This is a genomic window from Streptomyces caelestis (assembly GCF_001279005.1).
GTDB lineage: Bacteria > Actinomycetota > Actinomycetes > Streptomycetales > Streptomycetaceae > Streptomyces > Streptomyces heliomycini.
Genome location: NZ_LGCN01000220.1, coordinates 1 through 22194, shown reverse-complemented (window position 1 = coordinate 22194; position 22194 = coordinate 1). Strand labels below are relative to the sequence as shown.

The following is a 22194-nucleotide window of genomic DNA, read 5'->3' as shown; positions in this document are numbered from 1 at the left end:
AGCTCGGCTCGCACCTTCGGGCGTGGCACGATACGGGACCGACAGGGCTGCTGTGCCGAGACGTCGGCGAGTGAGGACACCGGCCGCGGCGGCCAGGAGCCCCGCCGCGTCACGGACCCCGACCGCCGGCCGCCCTCACCCGCGAACCACAGGACGAAAGCGTTCAGTGACCATGAATTTCGACAGTGATTTCCTTCCGGACGAATCGGGACTGATCCGCGCGGTGCACACACTGCTGCGCGAGCTGCGGAATCCGGGAGTACCGCACGTCGCCCCGGATACGACAGCCGCGCTGCCGGATGAACTGCCCCAGGACGGCATCGGCGGAGACGCCGCGCTCGACGCGCTGTCGTCCATGGCGTTCGAGAAGGCCAGCCGCCTCGACCATCCGGGCTTCTTCGCCCACATGGACCCTCCCACGCCGTGGCACGCCTGGGCGGCCGCGATGTGGGCAGCGGCGACCAACCAGAATCTCCTGCACCCGGACACCGCTCCCGCGGCGCGTGCGCTGGAGGAGCGGGTGATGCGGTGGATGGCCTCCGCATACGGCATGGACGGGGGCCACTTCGTACCGGGCTCCACCATCGCCAACCTCACCGCGCTGTGGGCGGCCAGGGAACTGACGGGTGCGACGCAGGTGATCGCCTCCTCGGCTGCGCATCTGAGTGTCGCCAAGGCCGCCCGTGTCCTGGGCATGGACTGTCTCCAGGTGCCCGTCGACGATCGGCAGAGGCTGCGCGAGGACTTGCTCCCCGACGACCTGTCGCGCAGCGTGCTGGTGCTGACCGCCGGGACGGTCGCCACCGGCGCAGTGGACGCGCTGACCGCCGGCCGGGGCGCGGCCTGGCGTCACGTGGACGCCGCATGGGCCGGGGCACTGCGTTTCTCCTCGCGTGCCGAGGTGCTGGAAGGGATGGACCTGGCCGACTCGGTCGGCATCTCACTGCACAAGTGGTTCTTCCAGCCCAAGGGCAGCGCCATGGTGCTCTTCGCCAGAGCCGCCGAGGCACATCGAGTGATCAGTTTCGGCGGGGGGTACCTGGCTGCGCCGAACGTCGGACTGCTGGGTTCCAGAGGAGCCTCGGTTCTTCCCCTCGCTGTCACGCTGCTCGCCTGGGGCGCCCGTGGAATCACCGAGCGCATCGACGCCTGTCTGGCCACCGCGGACTCCCTCGCGGCTCTGGTCGCCGCCGAACCCCGTCTCACCCTGTGGCGGCCTCCGCGCACCGGAGTCGTAAACTGGCGGCCGGCTGACCGCGACACCGAAGCAGTGCACGGCCGGTTGGATGCTGCCTGGGTCAGCACGGCGGACATCGACGGACAGCGCTGGCTGCGGTCGGTAGCCGCCAATCCGCACGCAGACCCCCGCACAGTGGTGCGGCAGGTGCTGGACGCCTTGTAGCGGCGGTCTCCCGGTCGATGGCCGGGCGCCGCCGGACGACGGGTCCGTGGACAGCGCAGACGTCTGCGTCCGGTGCGGGGCCAGGGCGAACGCCCGCCGGATCCGCGAGATCGCGGACCGGGACGTGCCCGTGGTCGCCGGCGGGCCTGGCCGACCAGTGGGTGGCGTTCTTCGGTTTCTCCTCCAGCGTCTTGACGACGACCCGCTCGACGTCCGCATCGGTGATCTTCCGTGGGGCACCGGGCGGCGGCTCGTCACACAGGCCGTCCATGCCGCGTTCCAGGAAGCGCCGCCGCCGGGTGCGGACCGTGTCAGCGGAGGCGCCCAGCCGCCGTGACACCTCCATGATCGAGTGCCCCTCGGCGCACTCCAGCACGATCCGCGACCACAAGGCCGGCGCCTGGATCGTCGAGCGACGACGCACCCGGCCCTCCGGCACGGCCCTACGGGCACCGGTCACCGACGACGGCGGAATCCCCGGACCCGGACGACTCGCACCGAACCGACGACGCGTCTCCGACTCGGTTCACGGGAACGGTTCGTCGCGTTCGTCGTCCTGTCCGGCGTCCGATGGCGAGGTGCGCCGCCAGCCCCGCACCCACTCCAGCACCTCCCGGCGATCCAGAGCCATGACCCAGGCATCGGCATGCCCGGTGTTCCCGCCGTCCGGCAGCGGGCCCACGCCGAGCACCCGCAGGCCGGCACGCCACGCCGACTCGATCCCCGTGAGGGAGTCCTCGACCGCCAGCGCGGCTTCCGGGAGGACTCCGCACAGACCTGCCGCCGTGGTGTACACGTCGGGCCACGGCTTGGGCCTCACCGCCTTCGAGCGCTCGCCGCCCTTCACCGGCTTCGGTGCGGCGGGCTCCCCCGGCGGCACCGTGGGCACGACGACGTGGCGGAAGTGGCGGCGCAGTCCGGCGCGGCCGAGACTCTCCTCCACCACCTCGAGCGGGCAGTTGCTGGCCACGGCCAGCGGCAGCCGCCCGGAGAGGAGACGTACGATCTCGCAGGCGCCCGGCATCGTCAGCGGGTCCTCCGCCACAAGGGACAGGAAGTGTCCGAGCAGCGCCGCGGTCAGGCCCGCGGCCAGTTCGGGCTTGTTCGTCTCCTCGGCCATCAGGCGGCCGCAGTCGACGTAGTGCACGCCCTTGGCGCGTTCGGCGAAGCCCGGCGGGGGCAGCAGACCGAACTCACGGAAGGCGCGGTTACGCGCATCCTGCCAATGACGTTCTGTGTCCATCAGCGTGCCGTCGCAGTCGAAGACGATGGCCTCGGGCGACCAGTTCGACAGGGCTTGGAGCGTCGGCGTCACGGTGGCCTCCTGGGGGAGAGGGCGGGGCGGTCACGCGAGTCGTGGGACCGCGGGGTGAGGTGGTGCGGTCCTCGATGACGGGCCGCGGGAAAGCCGGCGTTCCGCCGACGGTTCGGCCGGCAGGACGGCTCGTATTTCAGGGCATCAGCCGCAAAGAGAAAACATTGTGACGACTACGATATTTAGGCCCGGAAAAGCGATGCAATCACCACTTCGAGTACTCGACCGCCAGGCGATCAAGGTGTAGGCGGTCACCGCGGCCAACCGTCCTGAGATTTCTGACGAGATGTCATTAATGCTCTGTCGGAAGCGAGTTGCGGCATATGTGCACGGCGGGGAATCACACGTCGCCATGCGTCGAGGGATTCGGCCGGCGAACCAGGAGCGGCACCTGGGAAGCCAATTTCCACTCGTGGGTGTTCAGATTCGAAAGAAATGCGCAATCATCGCGCGAGGCTGACGGTTCATTGCTCCAGGCGTACGCGGGCGCACTACATTCTGGGTCGTTCACTACGGAGCCGAACTGAGGTGCACGAGATCTTGCAGGAACGGGCCAGAGCAACCCGCAGATCACTCCTGGAGGCAGCCGCCTGCCTCTTCGCCCAGCAGGGTTACGCGGGCACGAGCGTCAACGACATAAGCGCCCGGTCCGGCCGAACCAGCGGATCCGTCTACTTCCACTACGCCAGCAAGGAAGGCATCGCCTTGGCTGTCGTCCAGGACGGCTTCGCGGCCTGGCCGAGCCTCGTCACGCGGTACGGCGACCAGAGCGTGCCGCCGCTGGAGCGCCTCGTCGCACTGAGCCACGAGATCGCCCGCGCCCTTGCCGAAGACCCCCTGACGCGCGCGGGTGCCCGTTTGTGGGCTGAGCGCCACACCATCAACGTGGATCTTCCCGACCCCTTCGTTCTCTGGACGACCGCAGCCACACGTCTGCTCGCCCAGGCCCGGGCCAGGGGCCAGCTGGCCGCTGATGTCCACCCGGCCGCCGCCGCCCGCACCCTGGTCCGGGCCTTCTTCGGATTCTGCACGCTCACGGAGGCGCTGGAGGGCCCTCATGCCCTTACCGGCCGCCTCCCCGACTGGTGGCAGTTGATCTTGCCCTCGCTTCAACGGGATCCGCGATCCTGTCGGATCCCGGCGCGGCCGACAGCCGTCACGCGCCCCTCCGGCGGCAATGCGCCCGCGTCCGAACCGCGCCTGTCGGCGCGCACGGCCAGAGACAGGCTGACCGCCCGGTCCGCAGAACATTGACCCGAACCGTACGGTGGCCGGCGCCGCCGGTGCGGCCGGTGACCGGGGCCCGACGAAGTGCTGGGCCGCCCGGCGGTGACCGCGTGGGCGGTGGGGCTCACGAGTTGGCCTGATCGGCGTTCTACGGCGTCCGCTCCTTCGTGCACCCCGTGTCCGGTCCGGGCGACACAAGCCGGGTGGTGTGCTGTCACGGCGGTTCGACAGGGCCGTAGCAGGCGGCAGGCTGCCGGGTCTGCAGCGCCCAGTACCGGTCGCCGAAGCTCCAGTGCCACCACTCGGTCGGGTAGTTGACCAGTCCGGCCGCCGACAGCACGGCCTTGAGGGTGGCCCGGTTCGTCCGCGCCCGGGTGCTGAGCCCGGGGGCGTCGGTGTAGCAGGCGCCGTTCGATTCCTCGGGGTCGGCGTTGACGCGCGTGCCCATGTCCAGCTCACGGCCCGCGTGGTCGATGAGCGTCACATCGACGGCCGCGCCGGCGGAGTGCGGCGCGATCTCCGGGGGAGACACGAAGCGGCCGGCCGCCTCGCGGAGCTCGGCGGCCTGCCAGTCCGGATGGGCCCGGGCGAGCCGGCCGGAGTACTCCTCGAAGTACCGTCTCTGCAAGGCAAGCGGCCGGTAGCCCTCGATGAACAGCAGCCGCACGCCGGTGGGCAGCAGCGACCGCGCGTGCAGCAGCCGCGTGAGGACCCCTTGCCGGACGTGTGCGTAGGCCCCGGCCTCGTCGTGTCTGCGGTCGTCGGCCCTCACACCATGCACGCGGACGTCGACGAGGTTTTCGCCGCACTCCTGAAGGGCGATCGCGGCCACCCTGCGGTCGGACATCAGCACGATGCCGCTCATTCGTTCCCCCAGTCCCAGGCGCCGAAGTAGGCGGCCTCGCCGGTACGGCGGGCCTCTGCCACCGCGCTCAGGCGCGCGAAGTCGCGGGGCGGCATCAGCGCCTTCCACCTGGCCAGGGACAGGACGCGGACCTCGTCGTGCTCCTGCGGGTTCAGGGTGATACCGCGGATCTGCGCAGGAGTGAGCCGGCCGCCGTCGAAGACCAGCCCGATCGTGCTGTAGGGCCACTGGGCGCCGGGCAGCCCGTACACGGCCGCCAGGAGCCGGGACGGTCCGGACAGGGGCAGGCCGGTTTCTTCCCGGCACTCGCGCACGGCCGTTTCCCAGGGCCGTTCCCCCGCGTCCATCGTTCCGCCCACCAGCTGCCAGGGATGAGCGGGGGAGTAGACGGAGTGCAGCTGGAGCGGACGGTCGTCCTCGTCGGTGAAGTACGAGCACGCGAAACAAGTGGCCTTCGGCACCGTCTCGGCATACTGCTCGGGCGGCATCCAGGTGGGACTGCTCGCCGGTGTGCTCGCAGCGGCGGGTGCTTCCGGACGCGTCATCCGCATCAGGGCCGGACTGCCCGTGAAGCCCAGCTCACGGTAGAGCGGGGCTGCCTCCGCGCCGGCGTGCAGCTCGAACAGCGTCACCTGCTCCACGTCGGCGAGGTGGTCGAGCAGCGCCGAGACCACGGCCCGGGCGTAGCCGCGACGCCGGAGAACCGGATGCGTGGCGACCATGTGCACGCGGGCGGCCAGACCCCGCGGGCAGGCCGGTGCAGGGAGGACGGGATGGATCAGACCGAGGGCGCAGGCAGCCATCGAGCCGTCCGGCGCGTCGATGACGAAGGCCCGTGCGTCTCCCGCCGGAGCCAGCCGCGGTGCCAGCTCGTCCGTGCACCGCCGGATCCATTCCTCGCTCAAGGGCGTGGACAGGACGTACGCGGAGCGCATCCGGATGATGCCCTCGGCGTCAACGGGCGTTGCCGCGCGGACCGGCGGCCGCGCGGCGGTGTCCTGCGGTTCGGCTGTGGCGGCGGGTGCGGTGTCGGGGCTCACGGGGCTTCTCCTGTCGATGAATGCGGACTGTTGTGTTCAGCGCGCAGCCGGGCGAGAGCCCGCCGATCGCGCTCGACCGGTTCGGGATCACCGTGGGCGGTGCCGTAGGCGGTCCCGTTCACCGCGCCGAGGGCCATGTCGAACCGGCCGGGGCGGTCGCCCCAGGCGTCGGGCATGTGGCTCGAACCCCTTACGAAGGGTTCGGTCCGACTGCTTTCCGGGCCGGTCACCGCCACGTAATCGCCGGCCTCGTGCGGGCCGCCCGCACCGTCGGCGAGGCCGGCGTCGCGGTCGCCGCGAGCACGTCCTGCGCCTCTTCCACCAGGTCGGGGGTGACCTGGGCGCCGCGATCCGCAATGTCGTGGGCGTCGTTGCATCCGGGCCTGTCGTCGGCGGCCGGTTCCGCCCCGAGCGCGGCCTCCACCATCGTCAGCTCCGCCCTCCGGGCGAGAACCGGGCGCAGACGCCCGGCCGGCCAGACCACGGTGATGCCCGGCAGCGCGCGCAGAACGGTGGCCGCGGCGATGACGACCAGTCGCGGAGCGGCATCCCGCAGTCGATCGGTGAGGGGCGCCCGAGGAGATCGGTGTGGTGAGCGTTCCCGTGACGGCGAGAAGGCCAAGAGCCGTGAGCACGCCCGTCCCGACCTGGCACACCAGCAGCCCGATGGCCGCGCCGCGGCCCACCCGCCAGGCCGTCCGAACCGAACGCAGCACGAGCACGGGCAGGCGCCGCGCCATCGTGCAGGTGGTCAGCGGCGATCCGGCCCGGATCCGTGACGCGTCGCGGTAGAGGAACTCCTCCTTTCGAACACCGGCCTTCTCCGGTTCATCGTCCTGCGAGGTGCCGTTCGGTGGTCGAGGCGGCTGCTTTTGTGTGATGGCCGAGGTCATCGTTCCCCCCCCTGAAACGGTCGCTGAGGCGGAGTCGTGAGAACCAACGACCCGGCAGCGATTTCGAACACATGCCATTCGGCCGTGCTGAGGAGCCCGTGATCGCATGCGCGAGGGAGCGCTGCGGCCCCAGGACCCCTGGTCCGGCTCGGGGTGGGCCGGTCTCGAAATGGCCGAAACGCCGACATCACCCTGTGCGGAGTCCGACCGAGACGGATCGGGGCCCGGTTTTCACACGTGCGGATTCCTTCTGGGGCCGGCGCGGTGTGCTGACGTCGCGCCAGGCCACTCGCGCGGGCGGCCACCCTGCCGTGCGCGGGGTCGGTCCGCAGCAGCCCACCAGCCCGGTCTCGGCGTGAGGGACCGCGTCCGTCGGAGCCCGGCGGTGGTGCGCGGGCACGCCGTCGGCTTCCAGTCCTCCGAGTCGGGAATCCTGTTCAGACGTACAGGGTCGCCTGGTGGCACGTACTGGGCGGCCGAAGGCCGAGTTGATCCTGCCGGATGCGGAACGGGACGCGTTCGAGGGGTGGTCGCGGTGCCGTTCCACGCCGCATGCGGTGGGCCGGTGGCGGAAGCGGTCCGTCGAGCATCGGATCGCCGGACGGGGGAGACGTGCCACGCCCGGGCGGCCCCTCGAACGCTCACCGACGAGCAGGTCGCCGCAGTGGTCACCGAGCCGCCGGAGCCGACGCCGAAGAACGCCACGCACTGGTCGACGCGGGCCATGGCCGAGGAAAGGGGACGGCCGCGGTCGACCGTGTCGCGGATCTGGCGCGCCTTCGGCCGGCAACCGCACCGCACCGAGACGTTCAAGCCGTCGACGGATCCGTACTTCGGCGACAAGGCGCACGACGTGGTCGGTCTGTATCCGGATCCGCCCGAGCGGGCGCCGGTGTTCCGCGTGGACGAGAAGAGCCGGATCCAGTCCCTGGGCCGTTCCCGCCCGGTGTCGCCGAGGGTGCCGGGGAGCTCGCAGCGGATCACTCACGACTGTGCGCGGGCGGGTATCGCCACGCTGTTCGCCGCCCTGGAGGCGGCCACCGGAAAGGTGATCGGCTCACTGCACCGCCGTTACCGGGCCGAGGAGTTCGGGAAGTTCCCGACCGAACTCGACCAGGAGGCGCCGGTGGGTCCGGATGTCCGTAAACGCAGCCCACCGCGCGGCCCTGCGGACCGTCCGCGGTGTCGGCCCTAAGACAGTGGACCACCTCGGCAGCCTCGTCGGCCGCTCCTGGATCGCCGTCGACGTCCGTCCACGCCCCTTCGCGGCCGACACGGGCCTTCGCGCCCTGAACCACCAGCGACGCGCTCCCCACCAGCGCCTCTTTCCGGGCTCCTTGACGAGAAGATCATCCCCGCCGGTCGAGCAATGTGACCATGCCCCGGAGAGCGCCGCGCCCTGAGACACCCGCCCTGTGCGGCCCCGGGCCACGGTCGTCGCCGTTCCACCGGGGGGCGCGAAGTCAGGAGACGGACTCGATGAGGAACACCTGAGTTCCTCGCGTCGGCGTTCCTGCCGGACTTCTTGTCGGCGAAGATCCGGATGCATCCGGTTTCGGTGAGCGCGTGGATCCGCTGATCGAGCAGCCGTCCCTCGGGGGACGCGCGTGCGTGTCCCCCGAGGCCGCCGCTTCGTACGGCTGGCGCGGGGGAGAGGGGATCGGGGGTGTCGTCGTTCTGGAGTGGCCGCCCTCCTCAGGTCCTACGGAAAAGGATGCTCCCCGAGTTCTTGAGCACGTCGACTTCCCGGCACCGTTTCGTGGGCATGACCCGGCGCCGATCCGGTCGTGAGCCCTCACTCGCCGATCTTGTCCATCGAACGGTCGATGTTATGAGCAGCGGCCCCTCGCGGGCGAGCTGAACCGCAAAGAGTTCTTCGCGGAGATCTCTTTGCGAAGAACTCTTCGTGGACTGTCGTGTGGGGCATGGCTGATGCAGGGGAGAGGCCGGGCGGCCCGAACGGTGAAGCGGACTCGGTTGTCCTGGACGCCAAAGCAAAGGGCTGCGTGCCCTGGCGCATCCGGTGCGCGTGCAGTTGGTCGGGCTGCTGCGGAAGTACGGCCCGTCGACGGCCACCCGCCTCGCGGAGCGGCTGGGTGTGAATTCCGGTACGGCCAGCTACCACCTCCGGCAGCTCGGCGCGGCGGGTTTCGTCGAGGAGGACACCGAGCGCGGCAACGCGCGTGAGCGCTGGTGGCGTTCGGTGCACCGGACGACCTGGTTCAACGATCCGGAGCTGGCTGAGCGGGAGCCCGAGGCCGCGCTGGCCTACCTGCAGTCCGTCGCCGCCCTCTACACCCTTCGCACGCAGCAGACCTTGAACGGGCTTCAGACGATGGCCCCCGCATGGCGGAACACCTTCGACATGAGTGACTGGGCCCTGCGGCTCACGCCCGAGGAAGCCGCCGCCCCGCACCGGGAGTTGACGGACGTCGTCGCGCGCTACCGGCGAGACGCGCCGGAGACGGCGGCGAGTGCCCCCGAGGGCGCCGAACGGGTCGCCGTGATCACGCAGATCCTGCCCGAACTGGACGCGTCCGCCGCGCCGTCGCTCCCTTCCGGCCCTTGGGAGGAGGAAGGGAGCCCGACCTCGTGAACGGCGACGCCTCGGAGGCCGGCGGCATACCCGGCAAGAGGTCCTTACGGCCGCTGGGCGGGGTGCTGGCGGCCATGGCGGTGTCACTGACCGGCACGCGGATCTCCGTTGTGGCACTGTCCTGGTTCGTCCTCGTCACCACCGGGAGCGCCACCCGGACCGGACTGGTCGCTTTCTGCGAGATGACTCCCTACGTGGTGGTCAAGGCGTTCACCGGGCCGCTGATGGACCGGACCGGCCCGCGGGCCGTCTCCTGGACCACCGATCTGGCCAGCGCGACCGCCGCCGCCGCGGGGCCGGCGGCGTCCGTCGCAACTCGGGGCCCGGAAGATCGAGGGTGGGCGTCCGGCTCGCCGGCCGGCGGCCGGGGCTCACTTCACCTCCCGGGCGAAACCGGCGCCGTCCGGTGCGCGGTCGGTGTGCCGGTGACGGTAGGACTGGGCGAGGTGCCGTTGCAGCCGGATGTGGCGGAACTGATAGACGGCGCCGGCTTGGCGCAGCACACCCCGATGGTAGGCGTCCTCCAGGAAGGCGACCGTGTCCCAGGGCAGTCTGCGCGTCATCGGCAGCCAGACCCGGGACAGTGTCAGCCACTGCCCCCACGCGGTGAACGCGAGCACGTAGGACGTCGCCCCGCCCAGCCCCCCGGCCGCCCCGAGGAGAACAGCTTCCTGCAGCGGCCAGAGCAGTGTTCCCAGCAGTCCCCGGAACAGGTGGACCACGGCGTACCCGCACAGGACGACTCCGAGACCGAGTGCCGGAACGAGCACGAGGAGCTGTCGGCCCGCCGTCGTACGGTTGACGGACAGCAGTCGGATCGGCGTGGCCGCGGCGGTGATGTCCATGGGTGCTTCGAACGCCGCCAGGAGCCCGAAGACCAGCCCGGCCGTCAGGCCGATGATCAGCCCATAGAGCAGCGTGTTGATGAGCACGATCTTCATCAGTTCCGTGTGCGACAGGGCGAGCTCGCTGTCCAGCACACTCACCAGGGCGACCGCCCAGGAGTACCCGATTCCCAGCACCGAACCCCCCAGCAGCATGAACTTGAAACGGGTGAAGAACGCGCGTACGGGTCTTTGCCCGGCCCGACGGTCCGCGGCGGACAGTCTGAGCCGCACCCGGGACGGAACGGCGGCGGTTCGGCCGAACACGTCCAGCGCGAAGTACGTGACGCCGAAGGCGGCGCCGGAGAAAACCCCGACCAGCAGCCCGTACAACAAGGCCGGTCCGAGCCCGGCCGGCTCGACGTGCCCGGAGGCGATGGCGAGCAGCTGCACGAGCCAGGTGGCCATGGTCATGCACAGCGCGGAGACCAGCACGGTGTGCAGGACGCGTGTGGAGAGCCGCAGGTTCTGACCGAGCCGCCACCAGGCGAGGTCCTGTTGCTCGTGCGCGCCCCGGATCAGACCGTGCGCCAGATAACCGAGCCAGCGCTGGGCCTGGTCCGGGTCCCGGTTCCGTTGCCCGCGGCCGGCGTCGACCCGCTCGGGAGCGCGGTGCCGGTAGACCGTGGGTACGAAGCCTGCCAGCAGGTGTTCTTCGAGGTGGCTCGCGGTGGGGAAGCGTGCGGTGTCGAGCAGCTCCGCCGGGTCCTTCCCGGGCGCCTCGCTGTACATCGTCCGCGCCAGAACGACCATCAAAGGGGTGCGCAGTACCTCGGCGAGCCGGGTGCTCGCCGGCGCGTCACGGACCCGCAGCCGTTCCAGGACGGCATCCCACACGCCCACGCCACCGCCCTCGCCGCCGAGCCGGTCGGTCCGGGGGAGATAGGAGGCGAGGTCCTCGACGGTGAGGTCGGTGAGTTCGATGCCGGCGGCCCACACCAACGGTGCGTGCACCGCGCGGACCGCACGAGCGTACTCGTCCCGGCGGCTGGTCAGGACCAGTGGAAGGGAGGTCGCGTTGAGCGTTTCGAGCGCCGCCGCGCGCAGGGCTTCCGCGATCTCGTCGAACCCGTCCAGGACCGGCAGTATCAGGTCGGCGTCGACCAGTGCGGCGGCCAGCGTCGAGCCGCTGGGGACCTGGCGGGCCAGGTGCGGATGATCCCGTAGGAGCCGGTCGACCAGGAGGTCGCGCAACGTGGTGGTGGTCGGGTCCCACGGCCCGATGCTGAAGATCACCGGCACCCGGGCCGGAGCGGCGGGGGCCGCGAGGAGGTCGAGGGCGAACTTGATGGCCAGCACCGACTTTCCGGAGCCTGCCCGGCCGAGTACCACCAGTCTCCTGGAGGCGATGCTCCGGTAGGTCTCGACCACGCTCCGCAGGTCGCCGTTCAGATTCAAACCCCGGGGTGTGGCTCCCGGTTGCAGGCGCTGGATGTTCTCCGGGCGGTCCATCAACTCGGCCGGAACCGGCTGCCATCGCACGGGGAGCGGAAAAGGATCGTGGACGCGGCGGTGCCCCTCCTCGCGCTGCCAGCGGCGCCGGACCTCACGGGCCAGTGAGGCAGCGGCGTCGGCGAGCCCGCCGACCGGTGGACCGGCCGGTGTGATCGGTGCCGGCCGTGGTGATTCGGCCGGTGCCGGTTCCGGCGGCTCGACGGCCACTCCTTGCTGCGCCGCGCCCAGGGTGTCCGTGAGCTGCCGCCGTTCCTCCTTCCCGACTTCGAGGGCGTCCGCCAGCAGGTGCAGTGTGCTCAGCCGGTGGTCGGTGGACCTGCCCGTCTCCAGCCTGCGAATGGTGCGCACACTCACCGTGGACCGCTCCGCCAACTGCTCCTGCGTGAGGCGAGCGCGCTTACGCAACTGGCGTAGAAGCACACCTAATTCGTCCGTCAATCCGGGCTCCCACCTCGCACGGTATCAAAGGCCAGCTGGAGCGTAGCGTGACGACCGGTCACGCATGGCCGGTCTCCTGGCCTGTTCCCCGAGCTGCGCGAACGCCACCGTTGTCGAGCCGGCGGCCTCGCCGGTCCCACCACACAGAGGAGACGCCAGGTTGAGATCTCTGACGCCTCGCCGCCTTCGCGCCATCGGCGTACTGCTCGCGGCCCTGGTACCGACCGCTCTCATCGGCCCCGTCGCCCGGGCGGACACACCGGCCGTCCCCGACTTCACCGACGGCTTCGGCCTGACGGAGGTCGCCGATGCGACCGAGGTGCACTCCAGCACCGACTTCACGATCACCGTGACCACACCGCAGGTGTCCGGCCCGCACAAGATCCGCGTCTTCCTGCCCCGTGGGTATGCCGCCGACCCGGGCAAGCGGTGGCCCGTCACGTACTTCTTGCACGGAGGCGGCGGCAGCGTGAACGACGCGGTGGGCGCCCCCGCCCTGCGCTCCGACGGGATGATCACCGTCGTCCCGGACGGCGGCCTCAGGGGCTGGTACACCGACTGGCTGATGCAGCACACCGCGGTGGGAGCGGCCAGGTGGGAGACCTTCCACCTGGAACAGGTCATCCCCTACATCGACGCCAACCTGCGCACCGTTCCCGACCGAGCGCACCGGGCGGTCGTCGGCCTGTCCATGGGCGGCTCCGGCGCGCTGCACTACGCCCAGGCCCGACCCGACCTGTTCGGCCACACCGCTTCGCTGTCCGGCGGGATCGACTTCGCCATGGCAGAGGTTCGCGCGGCGGTCCTGGCCACAGAGCTCAACCTCACGGGCGCCTGGTGCGCGGTGAGCAGTTCCTCCAGTCCGTCCGGCACCGGCGAGTGCACCGGCTACGGCCCGTACGTCGACAGCGACGCGGTCTTCGGCTCGCCCTACCCCTTTTTGGGTGCCGACCGCCTCTGGAACGCCTACGATCCCGCCGCTCCGGCCAACCTGTCCAAGCTCCACGACACCGAGGTCACGCTCTACACCGGGGACCGGGGCCTGATCGACACCCACACCGCGACTGCCGCCACCACCGTCAAGGCCCGTCTGGACCGGCTCGGCATCCCCAGCCGGCTCGTCGACTACGGCAACGGGGCATCGCTCTCACCCGGTTGCGACGGCGGCCACCACTACGGCTGCTGGGCCCCCGCGTTCGCGGACTACGTCCCGCGCCTGGAAACCGCCTTCGAGGCAGCGGGAACGAACTGACGTCGCAATGACCCTTCTCCAAGGAGTGGACACCATGATGTTCAAACGGAACAGGACGAAACTCTCCCTCGTGGTCGGCGCCGTGTGCGCGGCAATGCTGACGCCGGCGGCCCCGACGGCGCATGCCCGAACGGCCGAGGACGACCACACCGCCACACTCGCAGCGCTCAAGGCGTTCCAGGCGAACGCGGGCCCGGGCGCCGCGATCCACGCCGGGGCCGCCGGCGAATCCTGGACGCTGTCGGCCGGTACGGGCACCTTCAACAGCGACCGGCCCATCCAGCCGGACGAGCACTTCCGCATCGGCAGCCAGACCAAGACCTTCACCGCGGCGGTGGTGTTGCAACTGGTCGACGAGGGCAAGGTCTCGCTGGACGCAGCCATCGCGGACCACCTGCCCGGCGTGGTCACCGGCAACGGCTACGACGGCACCCGCATCACCGTGCGCCAGCTGCTCCAGCACACCAGCGGCCTCGCGGCGTACAACCCCTATCCGATCACCGAGACGCCGACATCCAACCCGGATGGCACGTACGACCTGGCCGAGTCGGTGCGCAAGGGGCTGAGCTATGCACCGGTCTCCGCACCCGGGACCGGTTTCACGTACTCCAACACCAACTACCTGGTCCTCGGCATGCTTGTGGAGAAAGTGACGGGACAGCCGGTACACGAGGCCGTCACCAGGCGCGTCATCGAACCGCTGGGCCTGAGCCGGACCGTCTTCCCCGCCCCCGGCGACCGCGCGCTGCCCGCCCCGGCCGTCAACGGCTATCACGGCGCACGCGCCGGGATCTTCTACTTCTGGAGGCCCGCCCTCACCTACGACCCGTCCCTCTACAGCAGCGCGGCGGCAATGATCTCGACGCTGGAGGATCTCACCACCTTCTACCGGGCGCTGCTCGCGGGCAGGGTCGTCTCGGCCGCGGGCCTGGCCGAGATGCAGAAGGTGCGGGAAGCCGGACCCGGTGTCAGCTTCGGCCTCGGCATCGGCAGGAAGGAGCTGTCCTGCGGCATCGTGGCCTGGGGCCACAGCGGCGGGGTGCCCGGCTACATGTCGCAGACCATGGTCGCCGAGAACGGCCGGCACGCATCCGTCATGACCAACGCCCTGTTCCTGCTCAACCCACCGGACGACCAACTGCACGAACTCCTGGACACGGCTCTGTGCGAGGACGCGGCGCAGCGCCCCTGACTCCACGTCCGCCCCGCGCAGAACGGCACGGGGCGGGGAACGGCCCGGCCGGGCCGCTCCCCGCCCCGGCTCTCGCCCCTCAACCCCCGGCTCCCGGTGTCAACCGGCCAGGCCCTGCCCCGCTTTTTTGATGACCGGGCACCGCGCGGACGGCGCCCTACCAAGGCCGCTCCCGGGCCGGTCGTTGATGACGGCCCCTCACCGGCCGGCCCTCCGGCCCCTTCTCCGTGCCACGCCGAGGCGGGCGTGGTACCACCCCTCCACCCCTACCTGCGGCATCAAGGAGCCGACATGGCATACCGCTACCGGTGCGGTGAATGTGGTTTCTCCACACGGTGGACCACCGAGTCCGAGGCCGAGGATCTCTCGGTCGCCCACTATGCCGACCGCCATCCCCGACTCGTCCCGGGCGGCAGCGTCGAGATCAACCGGAAGAATCCCGAAGCCGTCAGCTGCCTCCCGATGATCGGGATCACACTCCTGCTGCTCCTGATCATCGCCTCGTGCCGGCGGTAGGCGACGGACCGCCGGCTCCACGAAACACCCGTGCTCAGTACCACAGAGCCAGGACAGCCGGGCCTCGCCCGTCGTCTCCAGCGCGCTGCCGTACGACCGGTGGCCGCCGCCCGGGACCTGGCCGTCGGCCAGGACGCCCGGTATCCGGGAGCCAGTGACACCCGCCCCAACAGCGTCGAACGTCTCCGCGCACGCTTCGTCGACAAAGCCGTGGAAACCGGCGCACGCGATCCACGCGCCATGGAAGCCCTGCCGGACGTCACGAGCCTGGAGCAGGCCCGGCACCGCCCAACTGTCCGGGCCGAAGTGCTCAGCCACACCGCCGATGGGACACCGGGGCGGCGGACCCGGGTCAGCGGCACCCAGCCGTGTCCATACGTCCGACTCCTCCAGGCCTCGGACCGCGGCCACGCAGAACCACTCGGTTCCCAGCACATCGAACAACGTGGAAGCCAACACGACCCGCGCCTTCCCGGTCGGCATCCGCCTGGCGGCCGCCGACACCACGGCACACACCTGAACTCCCGTCGACGAACGCCGGCATCATCAGAACCCGCATCTCAACCGATCTCGGAATGTGCGGGTGGCGGCCTGCTGCTGTATCAGGCCGGCCGCCACCGGTGTGCCGGCGCGCAGGAGACTCCGCGCGGGCCGTTTGGAGCCTCGCTGACGAACAGGAGGCTTGTCAGCGGCATCCGGTGGAGTAATCGTCAAGAGTCGCACGTGGGGACAGACGCATCCGCCGATGAGGATCGATAGCCTGCCTCCATGGTTGCGGGCGAGGGGGCCGGGCACGTCGGCGCAGATCTTGGGGACCGGGGCTGGGGCGCGACGCGGGCCTGGGTGGAGAAGGAGCTGTCCGAGGCGGAACGCATCGAAGACGTCGCGCGGTTGCGTGGCGGCTGGACGTCGGAGATGCGCCGCCTGGACGTCTGCGGGCCGGACGGTCGACGCTCATTGGTCCTGCGGTCTTTCGTCAAGCCCTTCTACGCGCGGCACGCGGAGAGCCTGCTGGCCCGCGAGGCAGCCGTTCTGCGCCTGCTCGGCGGCACGGATGTGCCCGCGGCCACGCTGGTGGCCGCGGACCCGACAGCTCAGCACTGCGATCACCCCTCTTTGCTGATGACCTTGTTGCCCGGGGCCGTGCGCCTGGGCGATGAGGGAGCCGACCGGCGCGCCGAGCTGCTGGCCCGGCAGTTGCTGCGCATCCACCGGCTGCCGGTGACCGCCGAGGCACGGCCGCGCGCGTATCAGGCGTGGACCTCTCCCGAGCGGGTGCGCCCGCCCGAAACCACCGACCGGCCCGAGCTGTGGCAACGGGCCGTGGACGTGATCCGCCGCGAACCCCCGGCGTACCGGGCCTGCTTCCTGCACCGGGACTTCCATCCCGGCAATGTCCTCTTCGCGGGCGACGGCGACGGTCTGCGGATCAGTGGTGTCGTCGACTGGGTGGAGACCTCCTGGGGGCCGGCCGACCTGGACGTGGCCCACTGCTCGACGGCCCTGGCTCTGCTGCACGGAGTCTCCGCGGGCATGGACTTCGCCGAGCGCTACGTCGCGGCGGGAGGAACGCCGGCCGAAGACCGCGCCGCCCATCTCTACTGGCGTCTGCTGGATGCCTTGGCCTTTGCCCCGGATGCCGAGAAGGTCGCCGTCCCGTGGCGCGAGGTGGGCCGTGCCGATCTGACCCCCACCCGGCTGACCAGGCGGTTGGAGGGATACCTCCAGGCCCTCTTCGCGCGCTATGCCTGAAGCCGGTTCGACGGCCTGCGAACAGGGAAGCTCCGCGCGGAGTGGTTCTGGACCGGCAACGGCATGCGGTTGCTGAACCCCCATGGTCCTTCACCTGCGCTCACCTGTGCGTCGAGGTTTCCTCGCGGGGCGGTGCCGTCGAGGCGCGTACCACGAGTTCGGTGGCGAGTTCGATGTGGTGGGACTCGACCTTCTCGCCGTTGGCCAGGCGGAGGGCGGTGCGCAGGGCGGCCGCCCCCATCTCCCGGAGCGGCTGGCGCACGGTGGTCAGGGGCGGTGAGGCCATCTGGGCGAGGCTCGTGTCGTCGAAGCCGACCACGCTCAGGTCTTCGGGAACGCGCAGGCCTCGAGCGCGAGCGGTCTCGACGACGCCGAGGGCGATCTCGTCGTTGCCCGCGAAGACTGCCGTAGGGGGTTCTTCCAGGTTCAGCAGCGCCGTGGCGCCGAGCAAGCCGGTCTCGTACGTGAATTCCCCGGGCCGGACGTAGGCGTCCGGTACCTGCGCTCCTTCGGCCTCCATGGCGGCGCGGTAGCCGTGCATGCGTGCCTGGTTGCAGACGGCCATGGCCGGTCCGCCGAGATAGGCGACGCGGCGGTGGCCCAGGGAGAGCAGGTGCCGGGTCGCTGCCAGACCGCCGGCGAAGTTGGTCGCCCCGACGCTGTTGACCCGACTGTCCGGCAGGTGCAGTGGGTCCAGCACGACCAGCGGCAGCCCGGACCGGGCCAGTTCGTTCAGGTGCGCCGTGGTGTACACGCTGGTGACCGCGATGACGGCGCGGCGCCCGGCCGAGACCAGGTCCCGGGCCCAGTGCGGGGCGCTGGACGCCTTGCTGACCACCACCGAGGCTCCCGATTCGGCGGCCGAGTCGACGATTCCCTCCAGGGTCTCCGCGACGTACGACTTGAGGTCGCCCTTGAACTGCACCTCGATGGTCGGGTTCTCGACGACCTCGGTGTGCCGGAACACGGGCGCGAGGTAATCGTGCTGATGCAGCAGCTCCTGCACACGGATGCGGGTGTGCGGCGCCACGTCACCGCGGCCGTTGACCACTTTGGACACGGTCGCGACGGAGACCCCAGCCGCTTGGGCGATGTCCGCCAAAGTGGTGCGTCTGGCGTTCGGGCGCATCGGTTCCTCTCAGCTGTAGGCCCACCGGCGGGGTTACCCGCCGGTCGGGCCGGCCACGCGGACGGATCCCGTCAACCGTACCGGCGGACGCGGTCCGTCCGCCGTGCTCGCTCCGCACTCCGCGGCGGCGCGCCGGTGTCGCCTCAGCCAGGAAGGCGTCCACCCGCTCCGGCGAGGGCGGCACCCGGACCCGACGGTCCGGCATGACCTGCACCGACAGTGTGCCAGCCTGCAGCCACCGCGTCACCCTCACCCTCGACCGGCCTTTTTCGAAATCGTTTCGGGACCTGCCAGGGTTCTCCAGGGGGCACCGAGACGCTGGTAATGCGAGGGACTCCTTCGTTCTGCAGCATGACTGCACGCGTCTTGACAGCGCATCAGCTCGAAACCTAGCTTGCACGATCAGAGCTAGAAGAAGTGATTTTCGAAAACCTTTCACCATGACTCACGAGAAGCCGACGGCTCTCGAGTGCGGAGAAAATCATGGCGCTCTCTCGACGTACCCTCCTCGGCCTGGCGGCCTCCGTGCCGGTCACCGCGGCGCTGACGGCCTGCGGTGGTTCGTCAGGACCCGGCAGGAGTGGTGGTGCCACGTACTGGTACCTGAACGGACAACCGCAGGAAGGCGTCAGGGCCGGCGCCGTGGACGCGTTCAACAAGGCCCACCCCGACGAGCGGATCGACGACACGACCTTCCAGAACGACGCGTACAAGACGAAGATCAAGACCGCCATCGGCGCCGGGCAGGCGCCCACCGTCATCTGGGGCTGGGGCGGCGGGACGCTGCGCGCCTACGCGGAAGCGGGCCAGGTCGAGGACCTCACCTCGTGGTTCGACGAGCACTCCGACCTCAAGAGAGGGCTGTTCCCGTCCTCGTTCGGCGCGGCGACCGTCGACGGCAAGATCTACGCGATGCCGTGCGAGACCGTGCAGCCGATCATCCTCTATTACAACAGGAAGGTCTTCGACCAGGCCCGTGTGGAACCACCGGAGTCCTGGGACGACATCATGGCGCTGGTGCCCAAGTTCAACGCGAAGGGCATAGCGCCGTTCGCCCTCGGCGGCCAGTCCCGGTGGACGAACATGATGTGGCTGGAGTTCCTGTTCGACCGCATCGGTGGTCCCGAGGTCTTCCAGGCCGCCATCGAAGGCGAGAAGAACGCATGGTCCCACCCGGACGCCATCACGGCACTGACCAAACTGCAGGACTTGGTCAAGGCCGACGGGTTCGTCAAGGGCTTCTCCTCGATCACCGCGGACTCCCACGCCGATCAGGCGCTGCTGTACACCGGCAGGGCCGCCATGATGCTGCACGGCGCCTGGTCGTACGGCATCCAGCAGGCCGACGGAGGAGACCTCGTCTCCAGCGGCTCACTGGGCTACATGACCTTCCCGCCCGTCGAGGGCGGCAAGGGCGATCAGAGCGACACCGTCGGCAATCCCGCCCAGTACCTGTCCATCTCCTCGAAGGCCGGTGCCGAGGAGAAGAAGGTCGCGAAGGACTTCTTCGCCACGGGCGTCCTCCAGGAGGAGGAGGTGAGGAAGTGGATCGGCAACGGGTCGGTTCCGATCAGGCTGGGCACGGAGAAACTGCTGGCCGCCTCCGAGAACGCCGACTTCCTCCAGTTCACGTACGACATCGCCAGCAAGGCCAAGGTGTTCGTCCAGTCCTGGGACCAGGCACTCAGTCCGACGGCCGCCGAGACCCTGCTGGACAACATCGTCAAGCTGTTCCAACTGTCGATCCCACCACAGCAGTTCGCCCGCAACCTCAACGCGGTCACCGGCGCATGAGCTCGCTCATCGGCCTGCCGCGGCGTCGCGAACCGCGCAGCATCCTGCCGTGGCTGGCGGCGCCGGCGCTGTTGGTCTTCGTCGGTTTCGCCGTGGTTCCGCTCGTCGGTGTCTTCGCGCTGAGTTTCACCACCTGGGACGGGATCGGCGCCATCCGCCCCTCGGGACTGACCAGCTGGCGTGCGGTGCTCACCGATCCCGGGCTGCCGCACGCCCTCTGGGTGACGTTTCTGGTGATGGCCGTGTCCTGGGTCGTGCAGACGCCGCTGAGCATCCTGCTCGGCACGTTCCTGGCGGGCCGCCAGCGCTACCGCGCGGTGCTGGGCGTGGTGTACTTCGTCCCGCTGATGCTCAGCTCCGCGGCGATCGCGATCGCCTACGAGGCCCTGCTGGACCCCAACTTCGGACTCGGCGCCGGGCTGGGGATCCAGACGCTCAGCCAGGACTGGCTGGGGCGGCCCGGGCTCGCGTTCGGGGTCGTCGTCTTCGTCGTCTCCTGGCAGTTCATCCCGTTCCACTCCCTGATCTACCAGGGCGGCGTCCAGCAGATCCCGAAGTCCCTCTACGAGGCGGCGCAGTTGGACGGAGCCGGACGGATCCGGCAGTTCTTCGGCATCACGCTGCCCCAGCTGAAACACACCGTCATCACCTCGTCCACGCTGATGGTCGTCGGGTCGCTGACCTTCTTCGACCTCATCTTCGTCCTGACCGAGGGCGGCCCCGGCGACGCCACCCGGGTCCTCGCACTGGACATGTACAAGCGGGGGTTCCAGGCCGGCCTGATGGGGCCTGCCAGCGCCATCGCGGTCATCCTGGTCCTCGTGGGTCTCGCCCTCGCCCTGCTGCTGCGCCGCCTCGGAGGCCGGGACGCCGGCGCGAGCCAACTCGAGGGGGCCTGACGTGACCACCACGCCGACCAGGACGCGACGACCGCAGAAGGCCACCCACCGTGAGGGGCGACGCCACTCCCGCCCGGCGGCCCGCCGGCGCAACTGGGCCGGGGGCCTGGCCGGATGGCTCTGGCTCGCCGTCGTGGCCGTGCCCCTGTACTGGACCCTCATCACCAGCCTCAAGGACCGCAGCCGCTACTACGCGAGCAACCCGCTGGTGCCGTCGAGCGACCCGACACTGGAGAACTACCGGCTGGTCATCGAGTCCGACTTCCTGCGCTACTTCGCGAACAGCGTCGTGGTGACCGTCGGCGCCGTGCTGCCGGCGGTCGTGTTCTCCTTCATGGCCGCCTACGCGATCGTCCGCGGCTGGCGCATGCGGGCCCTCCGTGCCATGAACGGGCTGTTCCTCATGGGCCTGGCCATCCCGCTGCAGGCGACGGTGATCCCGGTCTACCTGATCATCATCAAACTGCACCTGTACGACAGTCTGCCGGCGCTGATCCTCCCGTCGATCGCCTTCGCCATCCCGCTCTCCGTGCTGGTGCTCGCCAACTTCATCCGTGACGTGCCCAAGGAGCTGTTCGACTCGATGCGGGTCGACGGCGCCACCGAATGGACGACGCTGTGGCGGCTGGCGGCACCGCTCACCCGGCCGGCCGTTCTCACCGTGACCGTCTTCAACGCCCTGACCATCTGGAACGGTTTCCTGCTGCCGCTGGTCCTCACCCAGAGCCCGGACCGACGGACCCTGCCGCTCGCCCTGTGGACCTTCCAGGGCCAGTACGGGGTCAATGTCCCCGCCGTGCTCGCCGCCGTCGTCCTCACCACACTGCCCGTCCTGGCGCTGTACGCCTTCGGCCGCCGCCAGCTGCTGAGCGGTCTGACCGCGGGGTTCAGCCGTTGACCGACGCAGACGCCGTGACCGGCGGCCGGCCCGTGACCCCGGACGCTCCCATGAGCTGCGGGACCGGCCCCCGGAAGGCCGCGAAGCGGATCCGGGCCGATGCCGGAGGCCGGACGCGGTCCGTCCCGCCCCGAGTCCTACTCGTCCACCGGTTCGCCCGTCCCGCCCTGGTCCAGGGTCCGACGGGCGTGGGAGGAAAGTGAACGCCGACGTGGCTGCAGAGAACACCTCCGCAAGCTCCCTCTGGAACGACCCCACCGTCTCCGCCACCGTGAGAGTCGACGCGCTCATCGGCGCGATGACCCTCGAGGAGAAGATCGCGCAGCTGTACGGCGTGTGGGTCGGCGCGTCCGTCAACGGCGGCGAAGTCGCCCCGCACCAGCACGACATGGAGGAGGCCGTCGACCTCGACGCGCTCCTGCCCGCCGGACTGGGCCAGCTGACCCGCCCCTTCGGCACCATCCCGGTCGACCCCGCCCTGGGCGCGCTCTCCCTGGCCCGCACCCAGAGCCGGATCGCCGCCACGAACCGCTTCGGCATCCCCGCTCTCGCGCACGAGGAGTGTCTGGCCGGTTTCGCCGCCTGGGGCGCCACCGCCTATCCCGTCCCGCTGTCCTGGGGCGCCACCTTCGACCCCGACGTGGTGC

The 22194-nt window shown here is 70.2% G+C and carries 17 protein-coding genes and 5 pseudogenes; 14 read left to right on the top strand and 8 right to left on the bottom strand.

What is annotated here, in order from left to right; genetic code table 11:
* Positions 1-172 precede the first annotated feature (172 nt).
* Positions 173-1402, top strand: coding sequence for a pyridoxal phosphate-dependent decarboxylase family protein (locus ADK41_RS26750; protein WP_158717717.1), 1230 nt, complete (start codon positions 173-175; stop codon positions 1400-1402).
* On the opposite strand, the gene ADK41_RS39855 is transcribed toward ADK41_RS26750, so the two are convergent.
* Positions 1299-1748: a helix-turn-helix domain-containing protein gene (locus ADK41_RS39855; protein WP_234319075.1), complete on the bottom strand. Its 450-nt coding sequence runs from the start codon at positions 1746-1748 to the stop codon at positions 1299-1301. The genes ADK41_RS26750 and ADK41_RS39855 overlap by 104 nt on opposite strands.
* Before the next feature lie 180 nt (positions 1749-1928).
* On the bottom strand, positions 1929-2717 hold the full coding sequence (locus ADK41_RS26740) for an HAD family hydrolase (RefSeq protein ID WP_030834788.1): 789 nt from the start codon (positions 2715-2717) through the stop codon (positions 1929-1931).
* A 528-nt stretch (positions 2718-3245) separates the two neighbouring features.
* On the opposite strand from ADK41_RS26740, the gene ADK41_RS26735 reads away from it, so the two are divergent.
* Positions 3246-3971 carry a ScbR family autoregulator-binding transcription factor gene (locus ADK41_RS26735; RefSeq protein ID WP_030834783.1) on the top strand — a complete coding sequence of 242 codons (726 nt, stop codon included), beginning with the start codon at positions 3246-3248 and terminating at the stop codon, positions 3969-3971.
* A gap of 187 nt (positions 3972-4158) precedes the next feature.
* Here the strand turns inward: ADK41_RS26735 and ADK41_RS26730 are convergent, their stop codons facing one another.
* From ADK41_RS26730 to ADK41_RS44110, 4 genes and pseudogenes are all read right to left on the bottom strand, one after another.
* Positions 4159-4809, bottom strand: coding sequence for a M15 family metallopeptidase (locus ADK41_RS26730; protein ID WP_030834780.1), 651 nt, complete (start codon positions 4807-4809; stop codon positions 4159-4161).
* The gene (locus tag ADK41_RS26725) at positions 4806-5849 is read right to left on the bottom strand and encodes a GNAT family N-acetyltransferase (protein WP_030834777.1); all 1044 of its coding nucleotides are present in this window, start codon (positions 5847-5849) and stop codon (positions 4806-4808) included. The genes ADK41_RS26730 and ADK41_RS26725 overlap by 4 nt, the downstream gene beginning before the upstream one ends.
* Positions 5846-6025, bottom strand: coding sequence for a hypothetical protein (locus tag ADK41_RS41165; protein ID WP_030834775.1), 180 nt, complete (start codon positions 6023-6025; stop codon positions 5846-5848). Before ADK41_RS41165 ends, ADK41_RS26725 begins: the two co-directional genes overlap by 4 nt.
* A gap of 107 nt (positions 6026-6132) precedes the next feature.
* Positions 6133-6742: pseudogene (locus ADK41_RS44110) on the bottom strand (ABC transporter); the annotation flags it as partial.
* A gap of 664 nt (positions 6743-7406) precedes the next feature.
* Here ADK41_RS44110 and ADK41_RS26715 point away from each other — a divergent pair.
* From ADK41_RS26715 to ADK41_RS43485, 3 genes and pseudogenes are all read left to right on the top strand, one after another.
* Positions 7407-7937 carry an IS630 family transposase gene (locus tag ADK41_RS26715; RefSeq protein WP_051843532.1) on the top strand — a complete coding sequence of 177 codons (531 nt, stop codon included), beginning with the start codon at positions 7407-7409 and terminating at the stop codon, positions 7935-7937.
* Positions 7938-8667: 730 nt separating this feature from the next.
* Positions 8668-9338, top strand: a pseudogene (locus ADK41_RS26710) (ArsR/SmtB family transcription factor).
* Positions 9335-9637: pseudogene (locus ADK41_RS43485) on the top strand (MFS transporter); the annotation flags it as partial. The pseudogenes ADK41_RS26710 and ADK41_RS43485, both read left to right, overlap by 4 nt.
* 72 nt (positions 9638-9709) lie before the next feature.
* On the opposite strand, the gene ADK41_RS26705 reads toward ADK41_RS43485, so the two are convergent.
* Complete coding sequence (locus ADK41_RS26705) at positions 9710-12115, bottom strand: helix-turn-helix domain-containing protein (protein WP_030834766.1); 2406 nt, start codon at positions 12113-12115, stop codon at positions 9710-9712.
* 160 nt (positions 12116-12275) lie between these two features.
* On the opposite strand from ADK41_RS26705, the gene ADK41_RS26700 reads away from it, so the two are divergent.
* From ADK41_RS26700 to ADK41_RS26685, 5 genes and pseudogenes are all read left to right on the top strand, one after another.
* Positions 12276-13367 (top strand): alpha/beta hydrolase, encoded by a 1092-nt coding sequence (locus tag ADK41_RS26700; RefSeq protein WP_030834763.1) that lies wholly within the window; start codon positions 12276-12278, stop codon positions 13365-13367.
* Positions 13368-13401: 34 nt separating this feature from the next.
* Positions 13402-14559, top strand: a complete 1158-nt coding sequence (locus ADK41_RS26695; RefSeq protein ID WP_030834760.1) for a serine hydrolase domain-containing protein — start codon at positions 13402-13404, stop codon at positions 14557-14559.
* A 291-nt stretch (positions 14560-14850) separates the two neighbouring features.
* A complete protein-coding gene (locus tag ADK41_RS26690; RefSeq protein ID WP_030834757.1) occupies positions 14851-15075 on the top strand; it encodes a hypothetical protein in 225 nt (74 codons plus the stop codon).
* Between the two features lie 33 nt (positions 15076-15108).
* A pseudogene (locus ADK41_RS43480) lies at positions 15109-15363 on the top strand (pyridine nucleotide-disulfide oxidoreductase); the annotation flags it as partial.
* A 480-nt stretch (positions 15364-15843) separates the two neighbouring features.
* Positions 15844-16827, top strand: a complete 984-nt coding sequence (locus ADK41_RS26685) for a phosphotransferase family protein (RefSeq protein WP_030834753.1) — start codon at positions 15844-15846, stop codon at positions 16825-16827.
* Positions 16828-16927: 100 nt separating this feature from the next.
* Here the strand turns inward: ADK41_RS26685 and ADK41_RS26680 are convergent, their stop codons facing one another.
* Positions 16928-17956, bottom strand: coding sequence for a LacI family DNA-binding transcriptional regulator (locus tag ADK41_RS26680; protein WP_030834750.1), 1029 nt, complete (start codon positions 17954-17956; stop codon positions 16928-16930).
* Positions 17957-18439: 483 nt separating this feature from the next.
* Between ADK41_RS26680 and ADK41_RS26675 the strand changes: the two genes are divergently transcribed.
* The 4 genes and pseudogenes from ADK41_RS26675 to ADK41_RS26660 form a co-directional block, all read left to right on the top strand.
* Complete coding sequence (locus ADK41_RS26675; protein ID WP_030834745.1) at positions 18440-19750, top strand: extracellular solute-binding protein; 1311 nt, start codon at positions 18440-18442, stop codon at positions 19748-19750.
* Positions 19747-20649 carry a carbohydrate ABC transporter permease gene (locus ADK41_RS26670; RefSeq protein WP_030834741.1) on the top strand — a complete coding sequence of 301 codons (903 nt, stop codon included), beginning with the start codon at positions 19747-19749 and terminating at the stop codon, positions 20647-20649. Before ADK41_RS26675 ends, ADK41_RS26670 begins: the two co-directional genes overlap by 4 nt.
* Position 20650: 1 nt before the next feature.
* On the top strand, positions 20651-21547 hold the full coding sequence (locus tag ADK41_RS26665) for a carbohydrate ABC transporter permease (RefSeq protein WP_030834738.1): 897 nt from the start codon (positions 20651-20653) through the stop codon (positions 21545-21547).
* A gap of 199 nt (positions 21548-21746) precedes the next feature.
* Positions 21747-22194: pseudogene (locus ADK41_RS26660) on the top strand (glycoside hydrolase family 3 N-terminal domain-containing protein); the annotation flags it as partial.